This window comes from Sediminispirochaeta bajacaliforniensis DSM 16054, assembly GCF_000378205.1.
Lineage (GTDB): Bacteria > Spirochaetota > Spirochaetia > DSM-16054 > Sediminispirochaetaceae > Sediminispirochaeta > Sediminispirochaeta bajacaliforniensis.
In genome coordinates, this window is the sequence record NZ_KB899435.1 from 1 (window position 1) to 20514 (window position 20514).

The window sequence follows — 20514 nt, forward strand, 5'->3', positions numbered from 1 at the left end:
TAGGAAAGGTGGAAATGGGTCCAGTAGTCGATGCTGAAGGTGCGGGTGGAGAAGGAGAGGTGGCAGGTTTTGCATTTGAACTTTTGGATGCGGGGGGAGGTTTTGGTTGAGTAGGAGCCTGTTCTAAAGAACCAGTGGCCTTTTGGAGAGAAGTGGTTGAGGCAATGGGGATTGGGGCAGAAGGGGGGATGGAACATGGAAAAACTCCTTTTTCTGGTAGTTCTTACTATAAGTAACTACGAGAAAAGGAGATTTTATTCATTTTTCACCACGATTCCGGACAGTAGTTGACTGTTAAAAGAGGCCATGATCTAATAGAACAATGAAAATCGTCATGGTTACAAGCGAAGCCGTACCTTACGCCAAGACAGGGGGGCTCGCGGATGTTGTTCCGGCCCTCTCCCGTGCTTTGATAGGACGAGGCCATCAGGTTACGATCATCATGCCCCGTTACGGCTTTATTGATACTGCCTCGCTTCGGGAACTTCCCCTTGTACCGGTGATTTCACTCGGTTTTGCAGAGTATAGTTTGAGGCTCTTTACCCCTATCGATGGGAACGACGAACTATCGGTAATGTTCCTGGATCACCCTCTTTTTTCTTCCAGAGAGGGGCTTTACGGGGAAAATGGCGGGCGAGCATATCGTGATAATCACATTCGCTTTGCCCTTTTGGCAAAAGGTGCCATTGAGACCTCGAGAAGGTTGAATCTTGCCCCCGAGCTATTTCATCTCCATGACTGGCAGGCAGCCTTGGTTCCGGCATATCTTGCCGAATACGAAAAAACAGGAGTCATGGCGGAAGCGCGAACGATTTTTACCATCCACAATATTGCCTACCAGGGAGTTTTTCCCAAGCAGGATATTCACGCCCTTGCCTTAACGTGGGGCTCCTTTTCCGATCGGCCCGCCGGCTATCACGACCAAATCAACTTTCTTAGATCGGCAATCATAAACAGTGACCATATAACTACCGTAAGCCCTACCTATGCAAAGGAGATCATGACCGAGGCATTTGGGGAAGGTCTCCATACGCTTCTTGTCGATCATGCGGGGTCGGTAAGCGGCATCCTTAACGGTGCCGACTACAAAGAGTGGGATCCGACGGATGATCCCTTCCTTGATGTCTCTTTCGATACCGATGACCTTTCCGGTAAAGCGCTTGCAAAGAAACGGCTGCAGAAGGAGGCCGACCTTCCTGTCGATCCTTCAATCCCCATTATCGGTATGGTTGGGCGCCTCGCAGAACAAAAAGGTTTCGTGGAGCTACTTGATGAAAAGAACGGAGCCCTTCAGCGTATTCTCGAAGGCAAGAAGGTACAGGTTGTCTTGCTCGGGACAGGGGCCGCATGGATTGAATCTCGGCTTCTGAAAATATCCGAAAACCATCCCAATCTAAGGGTCTTCCTTACCTTTAGTGAAAAGCTGGCACATGTGATCGAGGGGGGAAGCGATTTCTTTCTCATGCCGAGTCGCTACGAACCCTGTGGCCTCAACCAAATCTACTCTCTCCGTTACGGGAGTCTGCCCATTGTAACGAAAACAGGGGGGCTCGCAGATACGGTGATTCCCGAAGGCGAAGGGAAAAATTGCTCCACAGGTTTTGTCATTCCGCAGTGTAATCCCGATCAGATCGTCGAGACGGTTCGACATGCCCTTGATCTCTGGGAACATGACAGGAACGCCATCGAAGCAATGCGGAGACGTGCCATGAAGGCCCACTTTTCATGGGAAGACTCGGCGGCAACATACGAAAAACTCTACAACCGCATAATCAACCGTCCACGGCGATGATAGAGCTGCTTACGTACCCGTTCCGAAAGAAAGGCCCGTTGTTCGAGCATCGTTTCCACTAGTTCCAAGGCAGCAGTAGGATTGTGCTCAACGTGTTCATAGTATTTGGCGAGCTCGATTCCTGCAAATAAGGAACGTTTTTGTTCCCACATCTGTCCGGCAAGCTCGGCGGCCCTTTCGCGATATCCCATACGCTTCAGGAGGAGGACAGCTATCCTCCCCGCCCTTGCATTCCCCTCTTCCCATGCCAGCTGCAGCAATTCCAGCGCATCATCCCTGCTGCCGGTATGGTATCGCAGCTCCCCGAGAACACTCTTCTCCCGAGCGGTACAATCACAGGGGGATAGCGCCATCGACTCGAACCTACGCAAAAGGAGCAGAAGGGAAAGAAGATCCTGCAGGTGGTGTGCAAAGACGGGTTCCAGGGCCTCGATATCGAAGCTTTTCAGCCAGCTGAAATAACGATCGGGAATCTCTCTTCCGGGAATATCAAGTTCACGCCAGAGGCCAAGGATCTCCTGTTCCACGGTCGAAAGAGAACAGTCAGGAAGTCGCTCCTTCCAGAACTTACGGGCCGGATAGAGGAGATCAAGCTGCCGCGGCATGGAAAGCTGAAGAGCATGTAGCCGAAATTTGCTTGCAAGAAGGTGGCGATCGAACCCTTTACCGTTGTAGGAAAGATAGAGTAATTGCGGCTTTATAAGCTCTCCAATTGCCTCTAAAAAGTCCCTCTCGCCGGGGAAATCAGCCAGGAACAGCTGCGTGGCCTCGGGAGTGAAAAACGTATTCTTCCTTCCCTTATTTTCAATGGGGACAAGACGTAGAAAGCCGGCCAGAAAAACGGCAGTACCGGCCCCGCCACTTAAGCCGCTCGTTTCCAAATCATAAAAAAGAAGATTTTCTGTCGGCTCGCCTGCAGGAAGTAATATGGGATGAGAAGAAAGCAGCGGACGAATATCCACGGGAGGAAGAGGCGTGACCCGCCGAAAAAGATAATCGGAGAGTTTTTCCCAGCCTCGATTGATAAACTCAGGCGAGAAATTCTTCACAGGAGCCGAAGAAGCATGAAGAGGAGGCGTTACTCCGGGCCCCTTTGATGCTCTCAGCCGGGCGAGCCTCCCTGCAAGCTGCTTTTTTTTCATCATCCAAGACCGGAAGCCCTGACCCATCCGTTAAGGAAACGCACGACAGCCTCCTTGCGTCCTCCGTCTATCGACAGGTCCGGGCCGCAGCAGGAGGGACAGCCACTCTCACAGCTACAGGAACTGACCCGCTCGGCCCCAGCCTTCAAAATAGCGGGAAAGGCCTTCATCATCGATTCTGCAAGACCGATTCCTCCCGGAGCCTTATCATAGAAATAGATTGCAGGAAGGGCGAAATGGGGATCGCGCAGCCGTTCGCTTACTCCAATATCACTGTGATCACACAAAAGAAAAAGCGGAGCAACGCTCAGAAGCAGACTGGCACTCCGAGCAATCACCTCTTCGGCAAGAGCAGCCTCTACCTCGGAGAACTGTCTGGCAGGTACCCCACCCTCGTCGAAACGGAGGATAAAGCTGCGAGTGTGCATCTCTTCCTCAGGAAGAGAGATATCACCATAGCCGATATTTTCGTGTGTCGCAAATTTCAGCTTTTTATACTTTGCAACCTGGTTTCTGACAAGCACATCGGCAAGGAGAGCGCATCCCCAGGGAAAGGATTCTTCAAGATCGATCTCCAAGGGCTTGATATCGCTTTTTACGATGGAATCGGTATAGTAGTTGAGGCTTGATTCCTGGACGTCACAGCGGCGGTTTTCAACATCAAGCCTAAGGCTTTGAAACTGGCGTCCCCGATGCAGGTAAACAGCCTTGGGAAAGAGCAGTTCCTTGGCCGAAGGCAGGTCCATTTCCCCGATCACTTCATTCTTTCCCCCTGTCGTATTAATGATAACCACATTTTCGGAAGAAGCCGATCGAAGGGACACCCCTTCCGCAGGATAACCGCGATCGGCCCAGAACCACTTAGCTCCGGTATGCCTGGCAACTCCCTCCTCCTCAAGGTAGGAGAGAAGAGGCTCGGTATCATTTCCGCCAAAACCCTCTCCTTCGGAAAAGGGAAGTTCAAAGAGTGCACACTTAAGGTGATCAAGAAGAATATAGAGATTTTCCGGGTTAACCGAGGCTGCTTCGGGCGAACGGCCGAAAAAATAGTCTTCATGTCCGACAAGATACTGGTCCGTGGGACTGGCGGAAGCGATCAGGACCGCCACCGACTCGCTGGCCCCCCGCCCTGCTCTTCCCGACTGCTGAAGCGCCGAGGAAACGGAAGCGGGTATTCCTGCCAGGACCGCGGCATCAAGGCCGCCGATATCGATACCCAGCTCAAGGGCGTTGGTGGAAACAACCCCCTTGATGCTCCCGTCCCGCAGGCCGCGTTCGATCTGACGCCGCTCTCCCGGAAGATAGCCTCCGCGGTAAGCCTCCACCCGGGTACGATGGTTCTCATTAAAATGATTCGCAAGGGCCTTGTTGATATAGTCCGCGATGAGTTCCACCCGTATCCTCGAGCGACCGAAGACAATCGTTTTTACCCCACCTCGAAGAAAACGGAGGGCAATATCACGGCTTTCGAGAACCACTCCCCGCCTGATTCCCTGGACGGCATCTACCAGGGGAGGATTGTAAAGGATAAGGTTTTTCGCACCGGAAGGAGCACCGTTTTCCTCAATCACAGAAACAGGCTCGCCGATGATCTTTTCCGCAAGCTCTCCGGGGTTTTTAATGGTCGCGGAACAGCAGATGAACTGAATCTTTGAGCCATAGAAGCCTGCAATGCGTACCAGACGCCGCATAAGATTGGCCATATGACTACCGAAGATACCGCGGTAGGTGTGTACTTCGTCGATAACGACAAAACGGAGATTACTTAAGAATTTGATCCATTTCGGATGGTTCGGCAAGATTCCCGAATGAAGCATATCAGGATTCGAGATAACGATCCTACCGCTTTCCCGTGCCGAGACCCGAAGAGATTTGGGAGTATCGCCGTCGTATGTCGTTATTTTTACGGGCAGATCGTCGGACAAAACGATATCGTTCAGGGCCGACTGCTGATCCTGACTAAGGGCCTTCGTGGGAAAGAGATAAAGGGCCCGCGCATCCGGTTCGGCCAGGAGCCTCTGCATCACGGGAAGATTATAGGCAAGGGTTTTTCCGCTCGCCGTCGGTGTTACAACGACACAGTGTTCACCTGCACGTATCTTTTCCCAAGCCAGACGCTGATGGGAATAGAGTTGGTCGATTCCCTGCTTGCCAAGTGCTGTGACGATACGCTCGTCCAGCTCCTCCGGAAAAGGAGCATAAGATCCTTCCTTTGCAGGAAGCCGCTTCCAGGCCCCCACGTTTGATGCGAAGGAAGGATCACGTTTTAGCCCTTCAAGAATCCCTTCAAGTGGTGATGTCATGAAACTATTCTACCAAGCTTTTCATCTGCTGAAAATCCTTGACCCAGTGATCAAACTGATTTACCCTAGGTAATGTGAACTGTGATTGCTGAAGGGAAGAGGTGCTTTGTGAATAAACCATTGGCTATCGTATTGGGCGGAGGGAAAGGCACTAGGCTTTTTCCTCTTACGAAAGAGCGGGCAAAACCGGCGGTCCCCTTCGGGGGAAAATACAGGCTCGTAGATATACCAATCTCCAACTGTATCAACTCCGGAATTCGTCAAGTCTACATTCTTACGCAGTTCAATACTGCAAGTCTTCACAATCATATCTCAAGCACCTTCATTTTTGATGTCTTTAGTAACGGGTTTGTCGAAATTCTTGCGGCCGAACAGACTTTCGATAATAACAGCTGGTATCAAGGGACGGCGGACGCAGTCAGGAAAAACTTCTATCACTTTCACGACCAGTCGCCGAGTCATTACATTATCCTTTCAGGAGATCAGCTCTACCGCATGGACCTGGCGGAGATGTTGAATAAGCATATCGAGAGTGGAGCCGAGGTGACCATAGCAGCTACTCCCGTCTCTCGACAAAACGCCACCGGCCTCGGCATCATCAGTGCAGATAAAAAGGGACGCGCCGTATCTTTTATCGAAAAACCTGACCCGGAAGACGATATCTCACATATGTCCTTTGACCGTTCTCTCCTGCCGGAGAATCAACCGAAAGTGGATCTAAGTAAAGAGTATCTGGCCTCTATGGGTATGTACATTTTCAACGCGAAGACCCTTGAAAAGGTGCTGGATAATAACTACACCGATTTCGGCAAGGAGATTATCCCCATTGCCATTGGTGAGCGATACGTAAACACCTATATCTTTACCGGATTCTGGGAAGACATAGGAACCATCAAGGCCTTTTATGAGACGAATCTCAATCTTGCCTCTCTTACCCCGGCTTTTAATTTTTACGATGAAAAACGCCCCATATACACCCATCGCCGGCACCTCGCCGCAACGAAGATGAATTTTTGTACCATCAGCCAGTCCCTTGCGGCCGAGGGAAGCATCATCACCAACGCCTCAATCGTCAATTCGGTAATCGGCATCAGAACACTTATTGAGTCGGGAGCCAACCTCGATGGGGTTTACTGCATGGGAGCGAACTTCTACGAAACCTGGGAGCAGAAAAAGGAAAACGAGGAGCAGGGAATTCCCAACATCGGCATAGGTCGGGGAACTATCGTCAGGAAGGCAATCATCGATCTTAACGCACGCATTGGGGATGGCTGCAGGCTCGGCATCGACCCTATCGGAAGAAAAGATGGCGACTACGGCTATTACTGGATCGTGGACGGAATCATCGTCATCCCGAAAAACGGTATTGTTCCGGCGGGAACCATTATATAGTAACGGGCTTGTTTCGTAAGAACTCCAAAATTGAACGATCGGAATCTGCCATGGAAAGCCGTATCATTTCATCGAGGGTGAACCAACCGATTTTCTGATGTTCTGCGAGGGTAAAACCATCCCCTAAAATTTTGATATCAAAGGCCTGTAACTCATAATCGGTACCGCGATTTGAAAAGGCACCATGAAAAATCATTCGGCCCACCAGAATATGGATCTGAAACTCCTCGAAGAATTCCCGCTTCAGCGCCTCTTCGGGCTGTTCTCCGGAACGGGCCTTTCCGCCGGGGAATTCCCAACTTTCACCAATACTTGTCCCCGGCTTACGGAGAGCAAGAAGGTACTTACTCCCCCGCCGTGCAATTCCCGCCGTCGAGATACGTTGCATACCCCTCATACCACCAGTCGGTTAGAGAAACAGCACTGCGGGAAACAAAAAATGAAGCACGGCGATGACCATTGCGGCGACACCGAACACGGACTGGTTGGCGATAAATATCTTTTCGAGATGCTCACGCCCTTCACCGCCGACATCACTTTTTTGGATATAATAGTCCAGGGCCTGTATAAACCCCAGCAGGAAGAGAGAGATAGCAGGCAAAAGGTCGCCGACAACCGGTACATCCCCGGATGTAACGGTAAGCAGCTTGAAGATACCCACAAGCACGGTAAGAATGATCAGGGAAACACGAAGACCGGGCCGGTCTTCCAGTCCCTTCCTCATCTGTACCAAAATGGGAAATCGCTCTTCAAAATAATCGGCGGCAAGAAGAGCTCCACCGATGAAATTCAGAAGTATTGCAAGGACGTAGAATTGTACCATAACATCACCCCTCTTTGATTGGACATGGAAATCCTGATACAAAACATACAAGAAAGATTGTCGGTCGTCAACAAATTCTCAAATTCTAGGGAAGTCCCAGTCGAAGAAGAAATGTTTCACCTGAGACATTAAGGGTTGCGGTTGCCACTCTCACCTTCTCGGGAGAAGTAAGGCGAAGAAAAGCACGTTGGTGTTCGACAGCTCCGACGGTGATGGGAAGAACGGCATCCACTTCCTCCAGGCTTTCCCCTGAATCGGTGGAAAAACGATATGCGAAGGGGATGCCCGGGTGAATCTGCCCCTCCCGCCCCGGGGCCTTCACGAAAAGGTCAAAGTAAATCCCCTCCTCTAATCGCTCTGCGTCGAGGGTAAAGGTATAGCCTTCCCAGCGACCCCGATCTTTTCTTCCGTACATCGGGTAAAGGGTCAAGGCGATGATTGCAACGATAACAAGGTCGACGAAGAAAATCATTGAACCACGACGGGCAAAGAAACCGCCGCGTTTACCTTTTTTCTTATAGTCATCCGGTCTGGATTTTCCGTAATAGCGTATGGGACGGTCCTCGGGAGAAAGATTCGGATCCTCACTTTCGGCACCGCCCAGACGAATCTGTCGCCGCTCGCTCATTCTGCCGCGCTCCGGTAGCTCTCGATCCCGATATACTCGATCAGCTGCCCGGCGGTAAAAAAGCCCCTTTCCTCTGCAGCATGCTTTCCCGCCCGTTGATGAAGGGCAACAGCCTGAAGCGCCGCCTCTTGTGTCTCCATTTCATCGCGCATCAACATCGTCCCGCAGATACCGGCAAGAACATCTCCCGATCCTCCGGTTCCAAGAGCCGGGTTGTTACCTTCAACAATCTCATATTCCCCCTCAGGAGAGGCTATGTGACTGATATGGCTTTTTAAAACAATCACACCGTTACAACGCTCAGCCATTGAAGGCAGCAGCTCCCAAGGACGGGTAAGCAGTATGGAATGAGCCTCTTCGATATCACGGCAGAGGCCGAGAGAAACCGCAAGCCCCAACGCTTCCCCAGGATGCGGGGTCACAATCCAGCGAGTGCTCCCATCTTTGCCGGGAAGCCTCCCACCATTTTTGTTGAGCCACATACCAAGAAGCGTAATGCCGTCGGCATCGATCACGCCGGAAGCGGCATGTTCAATAACGGCGTCAAAGGCAGCAAGACGAGCCTCATTACGCCCCCATCCCGGCCCGATTACAACGGAATCCACCGAAGCAGCAAATTTCGGATCAACGCGCCGAATCATAATACCGCTCCGATCGGGGGGCGTTCTCGCAAAGATTTCGTCGTCAAGCATCAAGGAGACAAGGCCAGCCCCGCTTGAGGCGGCAGACATCGCACAGAGGAAAGGTGCACCATCGGTACAAGGAGCACCACCGATAACAAGAAGATGCCCCCTTCGATTTTTATAGGCCCAAGGTGCCACCTCTGGTACTTGGACCTCTTCGGGTAAAAACCACTCTGCCGCCGCTTCGGCTTCGGCAATGAGGCCAGGAGGAAAGCCAACCGGTACGACAACGATCCGGCCCGCAAGTTTCCGCCCTTCAGGGCTGAAAAGCGGAAGCTTCGGTAGCTCCATGGCAAGGGTGATATCGGCCCGAACAATTACCGACCCAGCTATAGGAAAGGCATCGTCTCCCAGCCCGCTGGGAATATCAACGGCTACCTTTAGGGCCCGGCTTTCGTTGATGCGTCGCACAAGCTCCGCAGCCGTCGGGCGAAGAGCGCCTTTCAGCCCTGTTCCGGCTATACCGTCGAAAATAACATCGGCCTCCGAGATTGCGGCCAGCACAGTTGGCTTATCGCCCTCCATGCACAGCACTTCGAGCCCATAACCTTCACAAATTTTGGTCTGAAGACGAACCGATTCACCATTCTCAGAGGCAAAAAGCAAGACCTTCGCCCCGGTATATCCCTCACTAAAGGCCGCACGGGCCATAACAAGGGCATCACCGCCGTTGTTGCCCTTCCCCGCCACAAACAATAGCTTACACTCTTTATCGATCTTCTCCCGGCAGAGGGCACGAAAATTCCGCCAGGCGTTCTGCCCAGCATCTTCCATCAAAAGCAAACCGGGAATGGCGCAATTCTCCGAGGCTTGCCGATCTATACAAGACATCACGCCACCGGTGACAATCTTCATTACTCCTCCTCGGTGATCCGATCGGAACGCCACCATACGATATCGACACCAAACGCTTTTGCCAGCAGTGCCGTCAGAATTCCGTCGGGAGAAAGATAAAAATCGCGATAGATGATCTGATCATCTTCGAGGAGTATGGTACTTCTATCAACGACCGAACCATCACGGCCCATAATCATAAGCTCAAAATCATCACCGCTTTCCGGTGCCATAAAGTAGAGGTTCCCATTTCGGTCCACACCAAGGGCCTCATAGATTGTGACGAAAGAATCGTCTTCAAGAAAGCCCCCTCCCTGCTCGTCAACGCGCTTGGCAGGAAGAACGATCCGGGAATCCCAGGTTGCCGTCTCGGTATTGAAGATACAGATGGCACTCTGATCAAAGTCGATCCCCCCTTTATCCCCTTCGCTTCGATAGTAGTCGACCATCACGTAGAGCAGGGGGGCCGTATAATCCGGGAAAACACCTTTTATTCCAGGCTCGGCATACCCCTCTCCATCCGGCATGGGAATTTCCTGAGGGGGAATATCCGATCGACTCTTCAGAGAGCCGTGATTGTCAAAGGAAAAGAGAACCCACCGGTTCGGTCCACGCGAGGCAATCCATATAGTATCATTATCAACGACAAAAATCCTCTCAACATAGGGAAAGGGCGTTCCTCCGACCCCTTCCTGTCCTAGATAATCGAGCACCTCACCATCCTCGGAAAAGCGGAGTACGATCGTATTGAGACTACTCGCCAGCTCCTCATCGCAGGATATCTGATACTCCTGGGCCCGCTCCTCAACCAAAAGAAGCCCTGAACCGGTAACCGCGATCTCTCCGACATCGGTGAAGGGGTATTGGTAGGCCTTTCGGCTGGAGACCATATCTGATCCGCTGTCGGTATCGAGGAGAATGGGACCGGGATTAGTTTCGGCAGAGTAAAACAGGGAGAGAATATCCCCATAGCCGTTAAACTCCATCACCTTTTTCGAATTACCATTGCCGATATAGAAGAGACCATTGCGCATTACGATCCTGGTTTTCTCCGTGTAAGGAACCCCATAGTGTTCCACAAGGTCCAGGTCATCCTCCATCTTTCCGATCTTCAAAGAAAAGAGCGTTTCCCGCTTCAGGGTATTTCCGTCACCTGCTTCGCAGGAACTAAACAGCAAGGGAAACAGTACCAAAAAACAAAACAGACACACAGCACTGCATCGGTAATATGGGAATCTATATGCTTTCATCTCGGCCAATAGTAGCCCCTGCTTATGGCTCTGTCAATGAATCATAAAAGCTGACAACGACGCCTCTTTTTAGTATAGTAGATAGGTGAATAGATAATGAGTCGTATCTGCCAAAGGAGTTAGCAATAATGCTGGAAAAAGCAATAACAACCCTGTTTGGGTCCAAATACGAAAGAGACCTTAAGGAGCTACTTCCCCTGCTCCATAAGATCAATGAGTTCGAATCGACTACCGCCGCCATGCCGGCCGAGGCGTTCCCTGCAAAGACAGAAGAGTTTCGCAATCGGTATCAAGAAGGTGAAAGTCTCGATGCCATGCTACCGGAGGCCTTTGCCATGGTTCGTGAAGCGGCCCGGAGGACCCTCGGCGAACGTCATTACGATGTGCAGCTCTTGGGAGGCATTGTCCTGCATCTGGGAAAAATCATGGAGATGAAAACCGGTGAAGGAAAGACCCTCTCCAGCGTCACGGCCGCCTACCTCAATGCCATCCCCGGCGAAGGGGTCCATGTCGTAACGGTCAATGATTACCTTGCCGAGCGTGACGCTCAATGGATGAAACCGGTCTACTCCTTTCTGGGAGTCACCGTAGGTTCGATTCTTAGCGACATGGATAACGAGGCACGAAAAGAGTCCTACAATTGCGACATTACCTACGGAACCAACAACGAATTCGGTTTCGACTACCTCAGGGACAACATGCGCTGGAGCATGGAGGGGCGTGTTCAGCGGGGCCATCACTACTGCATCATCGACGAGATCGATTCCATCCTGATCGACGAGGCGCGAACCCCGTTGATTATTTCCGGTCAGGCGGAAGACGATACGAAGAAATTCAGAGAGGTCAACCGGCTGGTTCCCATGCTTACCGAGTGTGCCAAGGACCCGGAAACCGGTACCTATCCCGAAGAGAACCCGGTTGGTGATTATCAGCTTGATGAGAAATCGAAAAAGGTGACCTTTACCGATGAAGGGATGAACCATATAGAAGAGCTGCTCCTGAAAAACGGCATCATATCCGATTCCCTTTTCATCGATGACAACTTCGAATATATCCACTATTTCACCCAGGCGGTTAAGGCCCATAAACTTTTCCACATCGATGTTGATTACGTTGTAAAAGAGAAGCAGGTACAGATCGTCGACGAGTTCACCGGTCGTATTCTCCATGGCCGACGTTACTCCGACGGCCTCCACCAGGCTATTGAAGCTAAAGAGGGAATCCAGGTTGCAAAACGGAACAAGACCCTGGCGACCATCACCTTTCAGAATTTCTTCCGTATGTACGACAAGATCAGCGGCATGACCGGAACCGCAGACACAGAGGCACGGGAGTTTGCAAAAATCTACAACCTTGAGGTAGTGGTTATTCCCACAAACCGCCCCCTTGCCAGGATCGATGAAAACGACGTTATCTTCCTCAACGAAAAGTTCAAATATCAGGCAATATGTGACGAGATCGCCCAGTTGCAGAAAAAGGGACAACCGGTACTGGTCGGAACGGTTTCCATCGAAAAATCGGAACTCTTGAGCACTATGCTTACCGCAAAAGGGGTGAGACATGAGGTCCTCAACGCAAAAAACCATGCCCGAGAGGCACTTATCATTGCCGAGGCCGGTGCAAAAGGAGCCGTAACCATTGCAACCAACATGGCCGGCCGAGGTACCGACATCAAGCTTGGAGGTAATCCCGAGTTCCGCGCCAGGGCAAAGGCAGGAACCGAGGCAAGTGAGGAAGAGTTTGCATCGACCTATAAAAAAGAATATGCGAAGTGGAAAGAAAATTACGAAGAAGTAAAGAGCCTCGGAGGTCTCTATATCCTCGGTACGGAAAGACATGAATCCCGGCGGATCGACAACCAGCTCCGTGGTCGATCGGGACGGCAGGGGGATCCTGGCACGAGCCGCTTCTTCCTTTCCCTCGACGATAACCTGATGCGCCTTTTTGCCCGGGACAATATGCGCAATCTCATGGCAAAGGCGGGTATGGACGGTGGAGAGCCGCTCTACCACCCGTGGATCAACAAGGCGATCGAGCGGGCACAGAGCCGCGTCGAAGAGCGTAACTTTGAGATCAGAAAACACCTCCTGGAATATGACGATGTACTCAACGAACAGAGGAAATTCATCTACGCCCAGCGGGATGAAATTCTCTCCGACATGAACCTAAAACAACGTGTTTTTTCAGCGGTCTCAGAAATGGTAGACGAAGCGGTCGACCAGGCATTCAAGACCGGGGACAGACAGGAGACCATTGCCGCCAAGCTTGAAGAGAAGTTGAAGGAGTTTTTGCTCTTTATCCCCTCTCTTGATAGTATCGATGGGGAGGAGCCCCTGGAATGGAAAAACCAGGAGACCCTTTCCAGCCAAATCTTTGATCGCTACCGAACCGATATGGAAAAAAAGATTGAGGCCGCAGGGGAACGTCCCTTCAACGACTTTATCAAGTATCAGTATCTCAGACAGATCGATATCAAATGGCAGGAGCACCTCGACCAACTTGAAGAGCTGCGTGAGGCGGTATATCTTCGAGCCTACGGACAAAAGAATCCGCTTCTGGAATACAAGCTTGAGGGCTTCGATATCTTCGATAAACTAATCTACGATATCAGAACAAACATTGCCAAGATGGTGATAAATGTTCAAATTCAGGAACCCGAGGCGGCAAGGAGAAGGAGGATGCCCGTGGGTGCCGGTACCGCAAGCCATAAAGCCATGGGACAGTTCGGAGGTGCCGAGGTCCAGGGCGGCGGGGAGCGCAAGGAATCGTCGCCCCAGGGGGCACAGATCAAACGCAGCACTCCCAAGGTCGGGAGGAACGATCCCTGCCCCTGCGGTAGCGGGAAAAAGTACAAACACTGTTGCGGAAGATAACAAACGGCATTATACGCCAACTGTAAAGCAACGTAACAACGTACAGCAAAAAGGAAGGCCGCCCTTTCACCGGGTGGCCTTTTTCACGGAAGGTACGATCGATTGTGCATCGATTATTTATAGAGGTAGCCCCCCAGAGGATTGACCGGTACATTATTTCGATAAAGGGCAAAATGAAGGTGAGGGCCGGTGGAACGGCCGGTGCTTCCCATCTCCCCTATCTGCTGCCCCTGACTGATGTGCTGTCCCTTGCGAACCAAAATCCTGCTAAGGTGTCCGTAGAGACTCTGAAAGCCGTGGCTGTGGCGTATCACCACATACTTGCCAAAGCCTCTGGGCCTGTCGCCAACAAGAACTACCGTCCCCTCCATGGTAGCGGAAACAGGCGTTCCCACAGGACCGGCAAGATCTATACCATAGTGCATGCTGCGAACGCCGGTAAAGGGATCGCTTCGATATCCGAAGGGAGAGGTGAGACGCCCCCTCGTCGGATAGGTAAAAAGGGTTCCCATCGCCTTTTTATAGTCATATTCACTGATCTGTCCCCCCGGAACGAAAAGAATCTGCCCGGCCGTTATCACCTCAGACTGAAGATCGTTGGCATCCAGGATATAGTTCACGGGAACCGAAAATTTTTCGGCAATGGAAGCAATACTATCGCCGGAACGGACGGTATAGGGAATACCGTCCACATTAGGAATCTTGAGTTCCGATCCCGCATAGATCTTTCTGACATCGGTGATGTTGTTAAATGCAATCAAGGTACCGACGTCCAGACCATTCTCATGGGCAATCTCCGAAAGGGTATCGCCCCGTTCCAGGGTATACTCCCTGCTGCTGACCGCGGTAAAGAGAACACCGTCGGGAAGGATAGGACTACCAGAACCCTGGTTTGCCGTATCGCTATTAACATATGAAAAGAGGCTTTTATGAACCGTCGAGGCCCCCGGAGTAAGCCCCAAGTCGGGTAAAGCACGTGGCCTGGGACCGACGAAAGAGGCCAATCCGACACAGCCACCTGCCAGGATGATACTGCTCAGGGACAGGATGAGGATTTTCCTCCGCTTCGAAGGAGCAGAACGCCGCCGCGGCTGTTGTTTCATTTCGGGAAAAAGGACGGGATCATCCTCCCTTTCATGTCCTAAGGCCCATGAAGCCCTCAATCGAGAAAAAAACGAACGCCTTTTCCTGACCTGTTGTTTTTGATGCAACACTTCCATATCCATACGCTTACCATATCGACAATTTTTCCCTCACATATTACTATAACACGCATAAAGCTTTGATAAGGATACGATGATTGATTCCGCTTCTCCGTTCATATTGCTAATCTTCGCCACACTTATCGTCTTGATGGTCGTCGGATCACTCTTCGGCATCTACACCGTCGAAGGGCATTCCATGGAACCATATCTGTCTCCCGGAAGAAATGTTATTATTTTCAAGCGGATTCCTTTCGGCAGTATAAAACGTGGTGATATACTTGTCTACAAGAGTCCCCTTGACGGTAAAACCGTGATTAAGCGTTGTGCGGGGCTTCCCGGGGACGCAATGACCGGGGAGAACGGGGAAGTGATAGTGCCCGAAGAAGCTTTCTTTGCCCTTGGGGACAATCTACCGCTTTCGGATGATTCACGCCACTACGGGGTGGTATCAAGGAAGGCCATAAAGGGAAAGGTCGTCTTTCCCCGCATCGGAGGCAGTTTGCACAGTGAGTGAATCCAGTCCGGATCTTCGAAATAAACGATTTGCGTTTTTCATCCTTGTTACTGCGGTCTTTATTCTCCTTCTTATTTGGAAATTCTTCGATGTGATGATTATTCATCCGGTAAAGGGGAATCCGGGAATCGTCCGTCCGCCACGGGTGGAACGAGGTCCGATTCTCGACCGAAACGGTAAGATCCTTGCGGTACAAACCCGGCTTTATACGGTAACAGCCTGGATGCCCAACGTCAAGAACCCTGAGCAGAGTGCGGCTCTCCTTGGTGATCTACTCGGCCTTGAAACCGAGGATCTTCTTGCCCGAATGAAATCAAGAAGCGGATTTCTTTATGTAAAACGTAAGGTTTCTCCTTCGGAAAGCGAGGCGGTCAGGCAGCTTATTGAGGAAGGAGAACTACCGGGGATCGGATTGGAACCCGAATATGGGCGAAATTACCCGGAACGAAGCCTTGCAAGCCATGTCATCGGTTTTGTGGGTACCGATAATGTGGGTCTAGACGGTATCGAACTCACCTATGATAATGTATTATCCCCCCCCGAAGATAAGAAAAAGCAGGAGGAAACGATCTACGGAAATCAACTCTTCCTTACCCTTGATGCCAATGTACAGTATTTTGCCGAATCCTTGGCAAAGAAGGCATGGGAAGAGCACAATCCCGATGCCGTGATGATTATGGTCATGGATGCGAAAAGCGGCGATTTTCTCGGCTGGGCCTCCTATCCCACCTTCGATCCCAACAATTTCACCTCGGCAAGTAACAGAGAAAAGCAGAATAGGCCCGTGGTGGCGGCCTATGAACCGGGATCGGTTTTCAAGATCTTTTCCATCGCTTCGTTTCTTGACCTCGGAGGCATCAACACTTCAAGTACCTTTTTCTGCGATGGGGCCTATGAAAAAGAGTTCCCCGCCTCGGGAGAAAGAATCGTCATCAACTGTCTTGGCCACCATGGAAGGGTTCACCCCCAGGAAATCATAAAGTATTCCTGCAACGCGGGAGCCGCCTATGCAAGCGAAACCGTAAGCAAACAGGATTTTTACGACAAGCTTACCGAATTTGGTTTCGGAACGGCCACCCATCTCCCCTTTCCCGGAGAAAGCGCCGGTATTCTTCGGAAACCGGAACAGTGGTCAGGCAGGACAAAACCGACCATTGCCATCGGACAGGAGATCTCCGTGTCTGCCGTACAGATCGTCACGGCGGCCACGGCCTTTAGCAACAACGGTATGGTCCTTGAACCTCACATTGTCAAAAAGATCGTCTCCCCGGAGGGTAAGACCCTCGAGCGCTTCGACCGCAGGCCGATAAAGCAGGTCATAGATCCCGCAGTTGCGAATTCCGTCCTGCAAATGATGGAAACAGGCAGCGAACGGGGCGGCACCGGCTGGCGTGGTGCCATAGAAGGAACACAGATATCGATAAAAACCGGCACAGGGGAGATGATCGACCCCAAGACCGGTACCTACTCTCCCGCTGCGGTTCTGGCCTCCTCCCTGGCCATATTTCCCAGCGATGATCCCCGCTTCATACTCTACGTGGTCATCGATCATCCCAGAGGCAGGCAGTACTACGGTGGAAGAATCGCGGCGCCCATTATCAAGGATCTGGGAGAAGAGCTGATTCGCTATTACGGTATCCCCATCACCGGAGATACCGTTGTCAGTCATGAGGGGAGCATCCGGGTTCGTATCCCGCCGGAAGCAAGCCTGACAGATGTTATGCCCGATCTCGACGGTTTCTCCAAAAAGCAGTTGATGCCGCTTCTCGATCAGGACAAAATCCCCGTAACCATTACAGGGGATGGCTGGGTCATTCACCAGAGCCCGGCCCCCGGAACCCCGATAACAAGCGATACAAAAATCATCCTGGAACTTGAGTAAAGCCGAAAGGAATCATGAGAAACGAGAATCTGAAGAGCAATTTGCACACCCTGGAACTCCGCTTTCCCGGGATAGGAGAGCAGCTCTCTGCGCCTGAGGATGAACAGGAGACGAAGCAGGCGCTTGCGATCAGCATTGAGTCGGCAAGGAACGGAGCGGTTACCGCAAAGGCAGGCGGAAAATATCTCCACTCCCGCTTCGATCCTGCAAGAGAGGCCCGCAGACTCATCGAAAAGGAGCTGCCCGCCGATTGCCGACTCACGATTTTCGAGGGTTTCGGCCTCGGATATCAGGTGGAGGCCCTTCTGGAAAGTCGGAAAGATGCCCTCGCCATCGTGCTCGAACCATCGACGCATCGCTTTCTTACGGCCCTCGGCGCCCGTCCCATGGAAGAGCTCCTTTCCAACGAAAACCTTAGCCTCGTGGTCGGGGCCCAGGCCGATGCAATTCCCGCCCTCCTCTCTCGTTTTCCCGAAACGACGCCTCAGACATTCCGGCTCAGACCTCTCTACGACGCCGATCCTGAAAGCTTCGTCGATTACGACAATGCCTTGCGCCATTTTTTAGGCAGGAGGCAGGTTAATAACGCGACCCTCGACCGCTTCGCCGGAACGTGGACCCGCAACCTTTTGCGCAACGTCGGGCCTCTGGCCGAAGCTGGAGACCTTGCCCTACTTCGGGGCAAATTTTCACACCTCCCCGCCCTTCTTCTGGCGGCAGGGCCTAGCCTGGACGAGCTCCTTGATCGATTTGAGGAGATCAAAGAGAAGGTACTTGTCATCGCCGTAGATACCGCCTGCAGGGCCCTGACCCTCAGAGATATCCGTCCCGATATCCTCGTCGTGGTGGATCCACAATACTGGAACACCAGACATCTCGACCATGCAAAGCTTGATGAAACGGTCATGGTTTCCGAATCCTCAACCCATCCGAGAATCTTTCGACTCCGGCCCAGGCGGCTCTTCTTTTGCGGTTCCATGTTTCCCCTGGGCATCCGTCTTGAGTCCGCAGTCGGAAGGAATGCCCACATAACCGCAGGAGGATCGGTATCGACCACCGCCTTTTCTCTCGCCAGATTCATGGGGGTCGAGGAGCTCTACATCTCGGGGCTCGACCTCGGGTATCCCGGAGGAAGCACCCATTTTCGGGGAAGCTTTTTCGAACAGCGGGGCCACTCCTTCAGCAGCCGCTTCTCGCCCTTTGAGCATTTTACCCACCGCATCATCCATGAGGCGGGACGTGAGGAGATTCCGACCTACAACGGAAGGAAGATCGCATCGGATAGCAGGCTTTCGGTCTACCGAAGCTGGTTTGCCGAACAGGTGGCCGCCGAAACGCTGCCCAGGGTATACGCACTAAGCGGAAACTCCGCCGCCATCAAGGGAATCGAAGCCGCCGATATAGACTCGCTGCTCCGCCTCCCCGACATAGGAGAAGAGAAGCGCAGGCTGCTTGCGCTCTTACCCCAAAGGACGGAGGCCGAAATCGCCGAAAGGCGACGCGCTTTGGAAGATGCAACCAATGAACTGGCGGCCGAGCTCCGACATCTTGCAGGCATTTCGGCAAAGGCAGCGCTCCTTTCCCGCTCCATCGAAAAGGCCGCCGGCCAGGAAAAAACGGTAAGCTATACCGTCGAGCTCCTGAACGAGTTGGACAGGCAGATCCTATCGACTACCTCAAAGGATATCGCTGCCTTTCTCATCCAGCCCTTTTTGAGAGACTTCTCGCTTCACGACTCCTCAGCTAAAGGGTCGAGCCTTTATCAGGCAATCAGCGAAGCGGCGGAAGGTTATCTCGCATTTTTTCATAGCTAAAACTCAAGTTTCCGGGTCCATCGCCGACAATAAAAAAGGGTGGGAGAGAACCCCGCCTCATGCATGTAATGTGTGCATTAAACGGTATGCTGTTAAACGTCCAGGCATACCGTTTTTTTATGTCTAAATCCTTATCCTGTAATGATTTTTTCTTGTGTAGCCAGTTTTGTAGCCGATTCAATTACCCTATATCGTTTCCAATGATAAAACGATAACCGATGCCGCGTTATAAAGAAATGTTTTCATTATATCCAAGAAACACTTCAAAGGGTAAAACAGTCTTCTATTACCGTACCTATGATGAAGGCAGCAGGCGTACTAAACGATATCCTGCCGAAGTTCAAGGAAGCGGTTAGAAGAACTGAAGATTCAGGCCGTCGTAGGGCATAAGGATAACTGCATGACGGATAAATATTCTCACTTCCGACTTCAGGACTTCAGTGCTGTTCTGGACGTACGGCGGAGATATTCAAAGGAGAGGTTTCATGGGAACAGAACTGAACAATAAACTTTCCAGTATCAAGAAGGAATACTTGGAACTTCCAACCTCTGTTGAACGGATAAGCTTTCTGAAACAGACAGTAGTAAAGCTTATTCAGGATAATAATGAGAAGTGGCGCAGTATCAGGATCGAAGTGAAGAATGGTGAGCTGAATGCGGAGTCTGAAACATTGCAGCTGATCCTTGAAGAAGAAAACCTTGCCATTGGTCGGGTTCAGATCTGGCTGATGGATGAAGTAGCTCTGGCTCCAAAAAAAGAGAGCAGGAATGCGGAAGAACTATCTGATACTGAGCCGGTAAAAACAAATATGGTTCTGGCATCAGAAGCAGGTAAAATGCCTGCTGCAAAGAAGTATATGACCTCACAGGATGTTGCGGATTACCTCGGTATTTCTGTTCATACTATTAGGCGTTGGGCTTTGGAACAAAGAATACCTGTAAGCACTCTGAACGGTAAACACAACCGCTTTATAAAAGAAGAGATTGACAAGTGGGTACTTGAGAACGGGAAGAAGATGCTTGGTTAAATCAATTACCTGTCCAAAAACCTTAACTATTATAGAGTGTAATTGCCAGTTGTCGTCGGAAGGAATATACTAAACCGAGTTAAACCAAATTTGACCGAATGGAACTGATACACATGATTCAGCAAAGGAGCCCTGCGCCATGGAAGAAAGATGGTTGTCTGTAGACGAAATTGGTGAATATCTCGGAATAAAGCGAGATACAGTCTATAAGTGGATAGCAGAGAAGAAAATGCCTGCGCACAGAGTCGGTCGGTTCTGGAAGTTCAAAGTAAAAGAAGTGGATGGGTGGGTTCGGAAGGATAATGCTGGTGATGGTACAGGGACAGCAGACAATTGAAAGATTATCAAGAC

Annotated in this window: 16 protein-coding genes; 8 read left to right on the plus strand and 8 right to left on the minus strand. The window is 51.3% G+C overall.

The genetic code is table 11. The features are described from left to right. Positions 1-322: 322 nt before the first annotated feature. Positions 323-1792, plus strand: a complete 1470-nt coding sequence (locus F459_RS0120075) for a glycogen synthase (protein ID WP_020614449.1) — start codon at positions 323-325, stop codon at positions 1790-1792. Here the strand turns inward: F459_RS0120075 and F459_RS0120080 are convergent. Both F459_RS0120080 and F459_RS0120085 read right to left on the minus strand, forming a co-directional pair. After that, positions 1759-2934: a ribonuclease H-like domain-containing protein gene (locus tag F459_RS0120080; protein ID WP_245540240.1), complete on the minus strand. Its 1176-nt coding sequence runs from the start codon at positions 2932-2934 to the stop codon at positions 1759-1761. The two genes, F459_RS0120075 and F459_RS0120080, sit on opposite strands and share 34 nt — an antisense overlap. Further along, the gene (locus F459_RS0120085) at positions 2934-5237 is read right to left on the minus strand and encodes a DEAD/DEAH box helicase (protein ID WP_020614451.1); all 2304 of its coding nucleotides are present in this window, start codon (positions 5235-5237) and stop codon (positions 2934-2936) included. Before F459_RS0120085 ends, F459_RS0120080 begins: the two co-directional genes overlap by 1 nt. Before the next feature lie 108 nt (positions 5238-5345). On the opposite strand from F459_RS0120085, the gene F459_RS0120090 reads away from it, so the two are divergent. Further along, positions 5346-6629: a glucose-1-phosphate adenylyltransferase gene (locus F459_RS0120090; RefSeq protein ID WP_020614452.1), complete on the plus strand. Its 1284-nt coding sequence runs from the start codon at positions 5346-5348 to the stop codon at positions 6627-6629. On the opposite strand, the gene F459_RS0120095 is transcribed toward F459_RS0120090, so the two are convergent. The 5 genes from F459_RS0120095 to F459_RS0120115 form a co-directional block, all read right to left on the minus strand. After that, entirely contained in the window at positions 6622-7017 is a 396-nt protein-coding gene (locus tag F459_RS0120095; protein ID WP_020614453.1) for a (deoxy)nucleoside triphosphate pyrophosphohydrolase, read from the minus strand. The genes F459_RS0120090 and F459_RS0120095 overlap by 8 nt on opposite strands. A 21-nt stretch (positions 7018-7038) precedes the next feature. Continuing rightward, the gene (locus F459_RS0120100) at positions 7039-7452 is read right to left on the minus strand and encodes a hypothetical protein (protein ID WP_020614454.1); all 414 of its coding nucleotides are present in this window, start codon (positions 7450-7452) and stop codon (positions 7039-7041) included. 85 nt (positions 7453-7537) lie between these two features. Then, positions 7538-8080 (minus strand): hypothetical protein, encoded by a 543-nt coding sequence (locus F459_RS0120105; RefSeq protein WP_020614455.1) that lies wholly within the window; start codon positions 8078-8080, stop codon positions 7538-7540. Beyond that, positions 8077-9618, minus strand: coding sequence for a bifunctional ADP-dependent NAD(P)H-hydrate dehydratase/NAD(P)H-hydrate epimerase (locus F459_RS0120110; protein ID WP_020614456.1), 1542 nt, complete (start codon positions 9616-9618; stop codon positions 8077-8079). The genes F459_RS0120105 and F459_RS0120110 overlap by 4 nt, the downstream gene beginning before the upstream one ends. Continuing rightward, positions 9618-10847: an LIC_12708 family protein gene (locus F459_RS0120115; protein ID WP_245540241.1), complete on the minus strand. Its 1230-nt coding sequence runs from the start codon at positions 10845-10847 to the stop codon at positions 9618-9620. The genes F459_RS0120110 and F459_RS0120115 overlap by 1 nt, the downstream gene beginning before the upstream one ends. Positions 10848-10975: 128 nt before the next feature. On the opposite strand from F459_RS0120115, the gene secA reads away from it, so the two are divergent. Next, entirely contained in the window at positions 10976-13720 is a 2745-nt protein-coding gene (secA, locus tag F459_RS0120120) for a preprotein translocase subunit SecA (RefSeq protein ID WP_020614458.1), read from the plus strand. Between the two features lie 113 nt (positions 13721-13833). Here secA and F459_RS0120125 read toward each other — a convergent pair whose 3' ends face one another. Further along, entirely contained in the window at positions 13834-14946 is a 1113-nt protein-coding gene (locus F459_RS0120125; RefSeq protein WP_020614459.1) for a peptidoglycan DD-metalloendopeptidase family protein, read from the minus strand. Positions 14947-15016: 70 nt separating this feature from the next. On the opposite strand from F459_RS0120125, the gene lepB reads away from it, so the two are divergent. The 5 genes from lepB (at position 15017) to F459_RS0120150 (ending at position 20500) form a co-directional block, all read left to right on the plus strand. Continuing rightward, a complete protein-coding gene (gene lepB, locus F459_RS0120130; RefSeq protein ID WP_020614460.1) occupies positions 15017-15439 on the plus strand; it encodes a signal peptidase I in 423 nt (140 codons plus the stop codon). After that, positions 15432-17321 (plus strand): penicillin-binding protein, encoded by a 1890-nt coding sequence (locus F459_RS0120135; protein ID WP_020614461.1) that lies wholly within the window; start codon positions 15432-15434, stop codon positions 17319-17321. Before lepB ends, F459_RS0120135 begins: the two co-directional genes overlap by 8 nt. 14 nt (positions 17322-17335) lie before the next feature. Continuing rightward, positions 17336-19135, plus strand: a complete 1800-nt coding sequence (locus F459_RS0120140; protein ID WP_020614462.1) for a motility associated factor glycosyltransferase family protein — start codon at positions 17336-17338, stop codon at positions 19133-19135. Positions 19136-19620: 485 nt separating this feature from the next. Continuing rightward, positions 19621-20163 (plus strand): helix-turn-helix domain-containing protein, encoded by a 543-nt coding sequence (locus tag F459_RS23760; protein ID WP_020614463.1) that lies wholly within the window; start codon positions 19621-19623, stop codon positions 20161-20163. A gap of 139 nt (positions 20164-20302) precedes the next feature. Continuing rightward, positions 20303-20500 carry a helix-turn-helix domain-containing protein gene (locus F459_RS0120150; protein ID WP_020614464.1) on the plus strand — a complete coding sequence of 66 codons (198 nt, stop codon included), beginning with the start codon at positions 20303-20305 and terminating at the stop codon, positions 20498-20500. Positions 20501-20514: the final 14 nt, after the last annotated feature.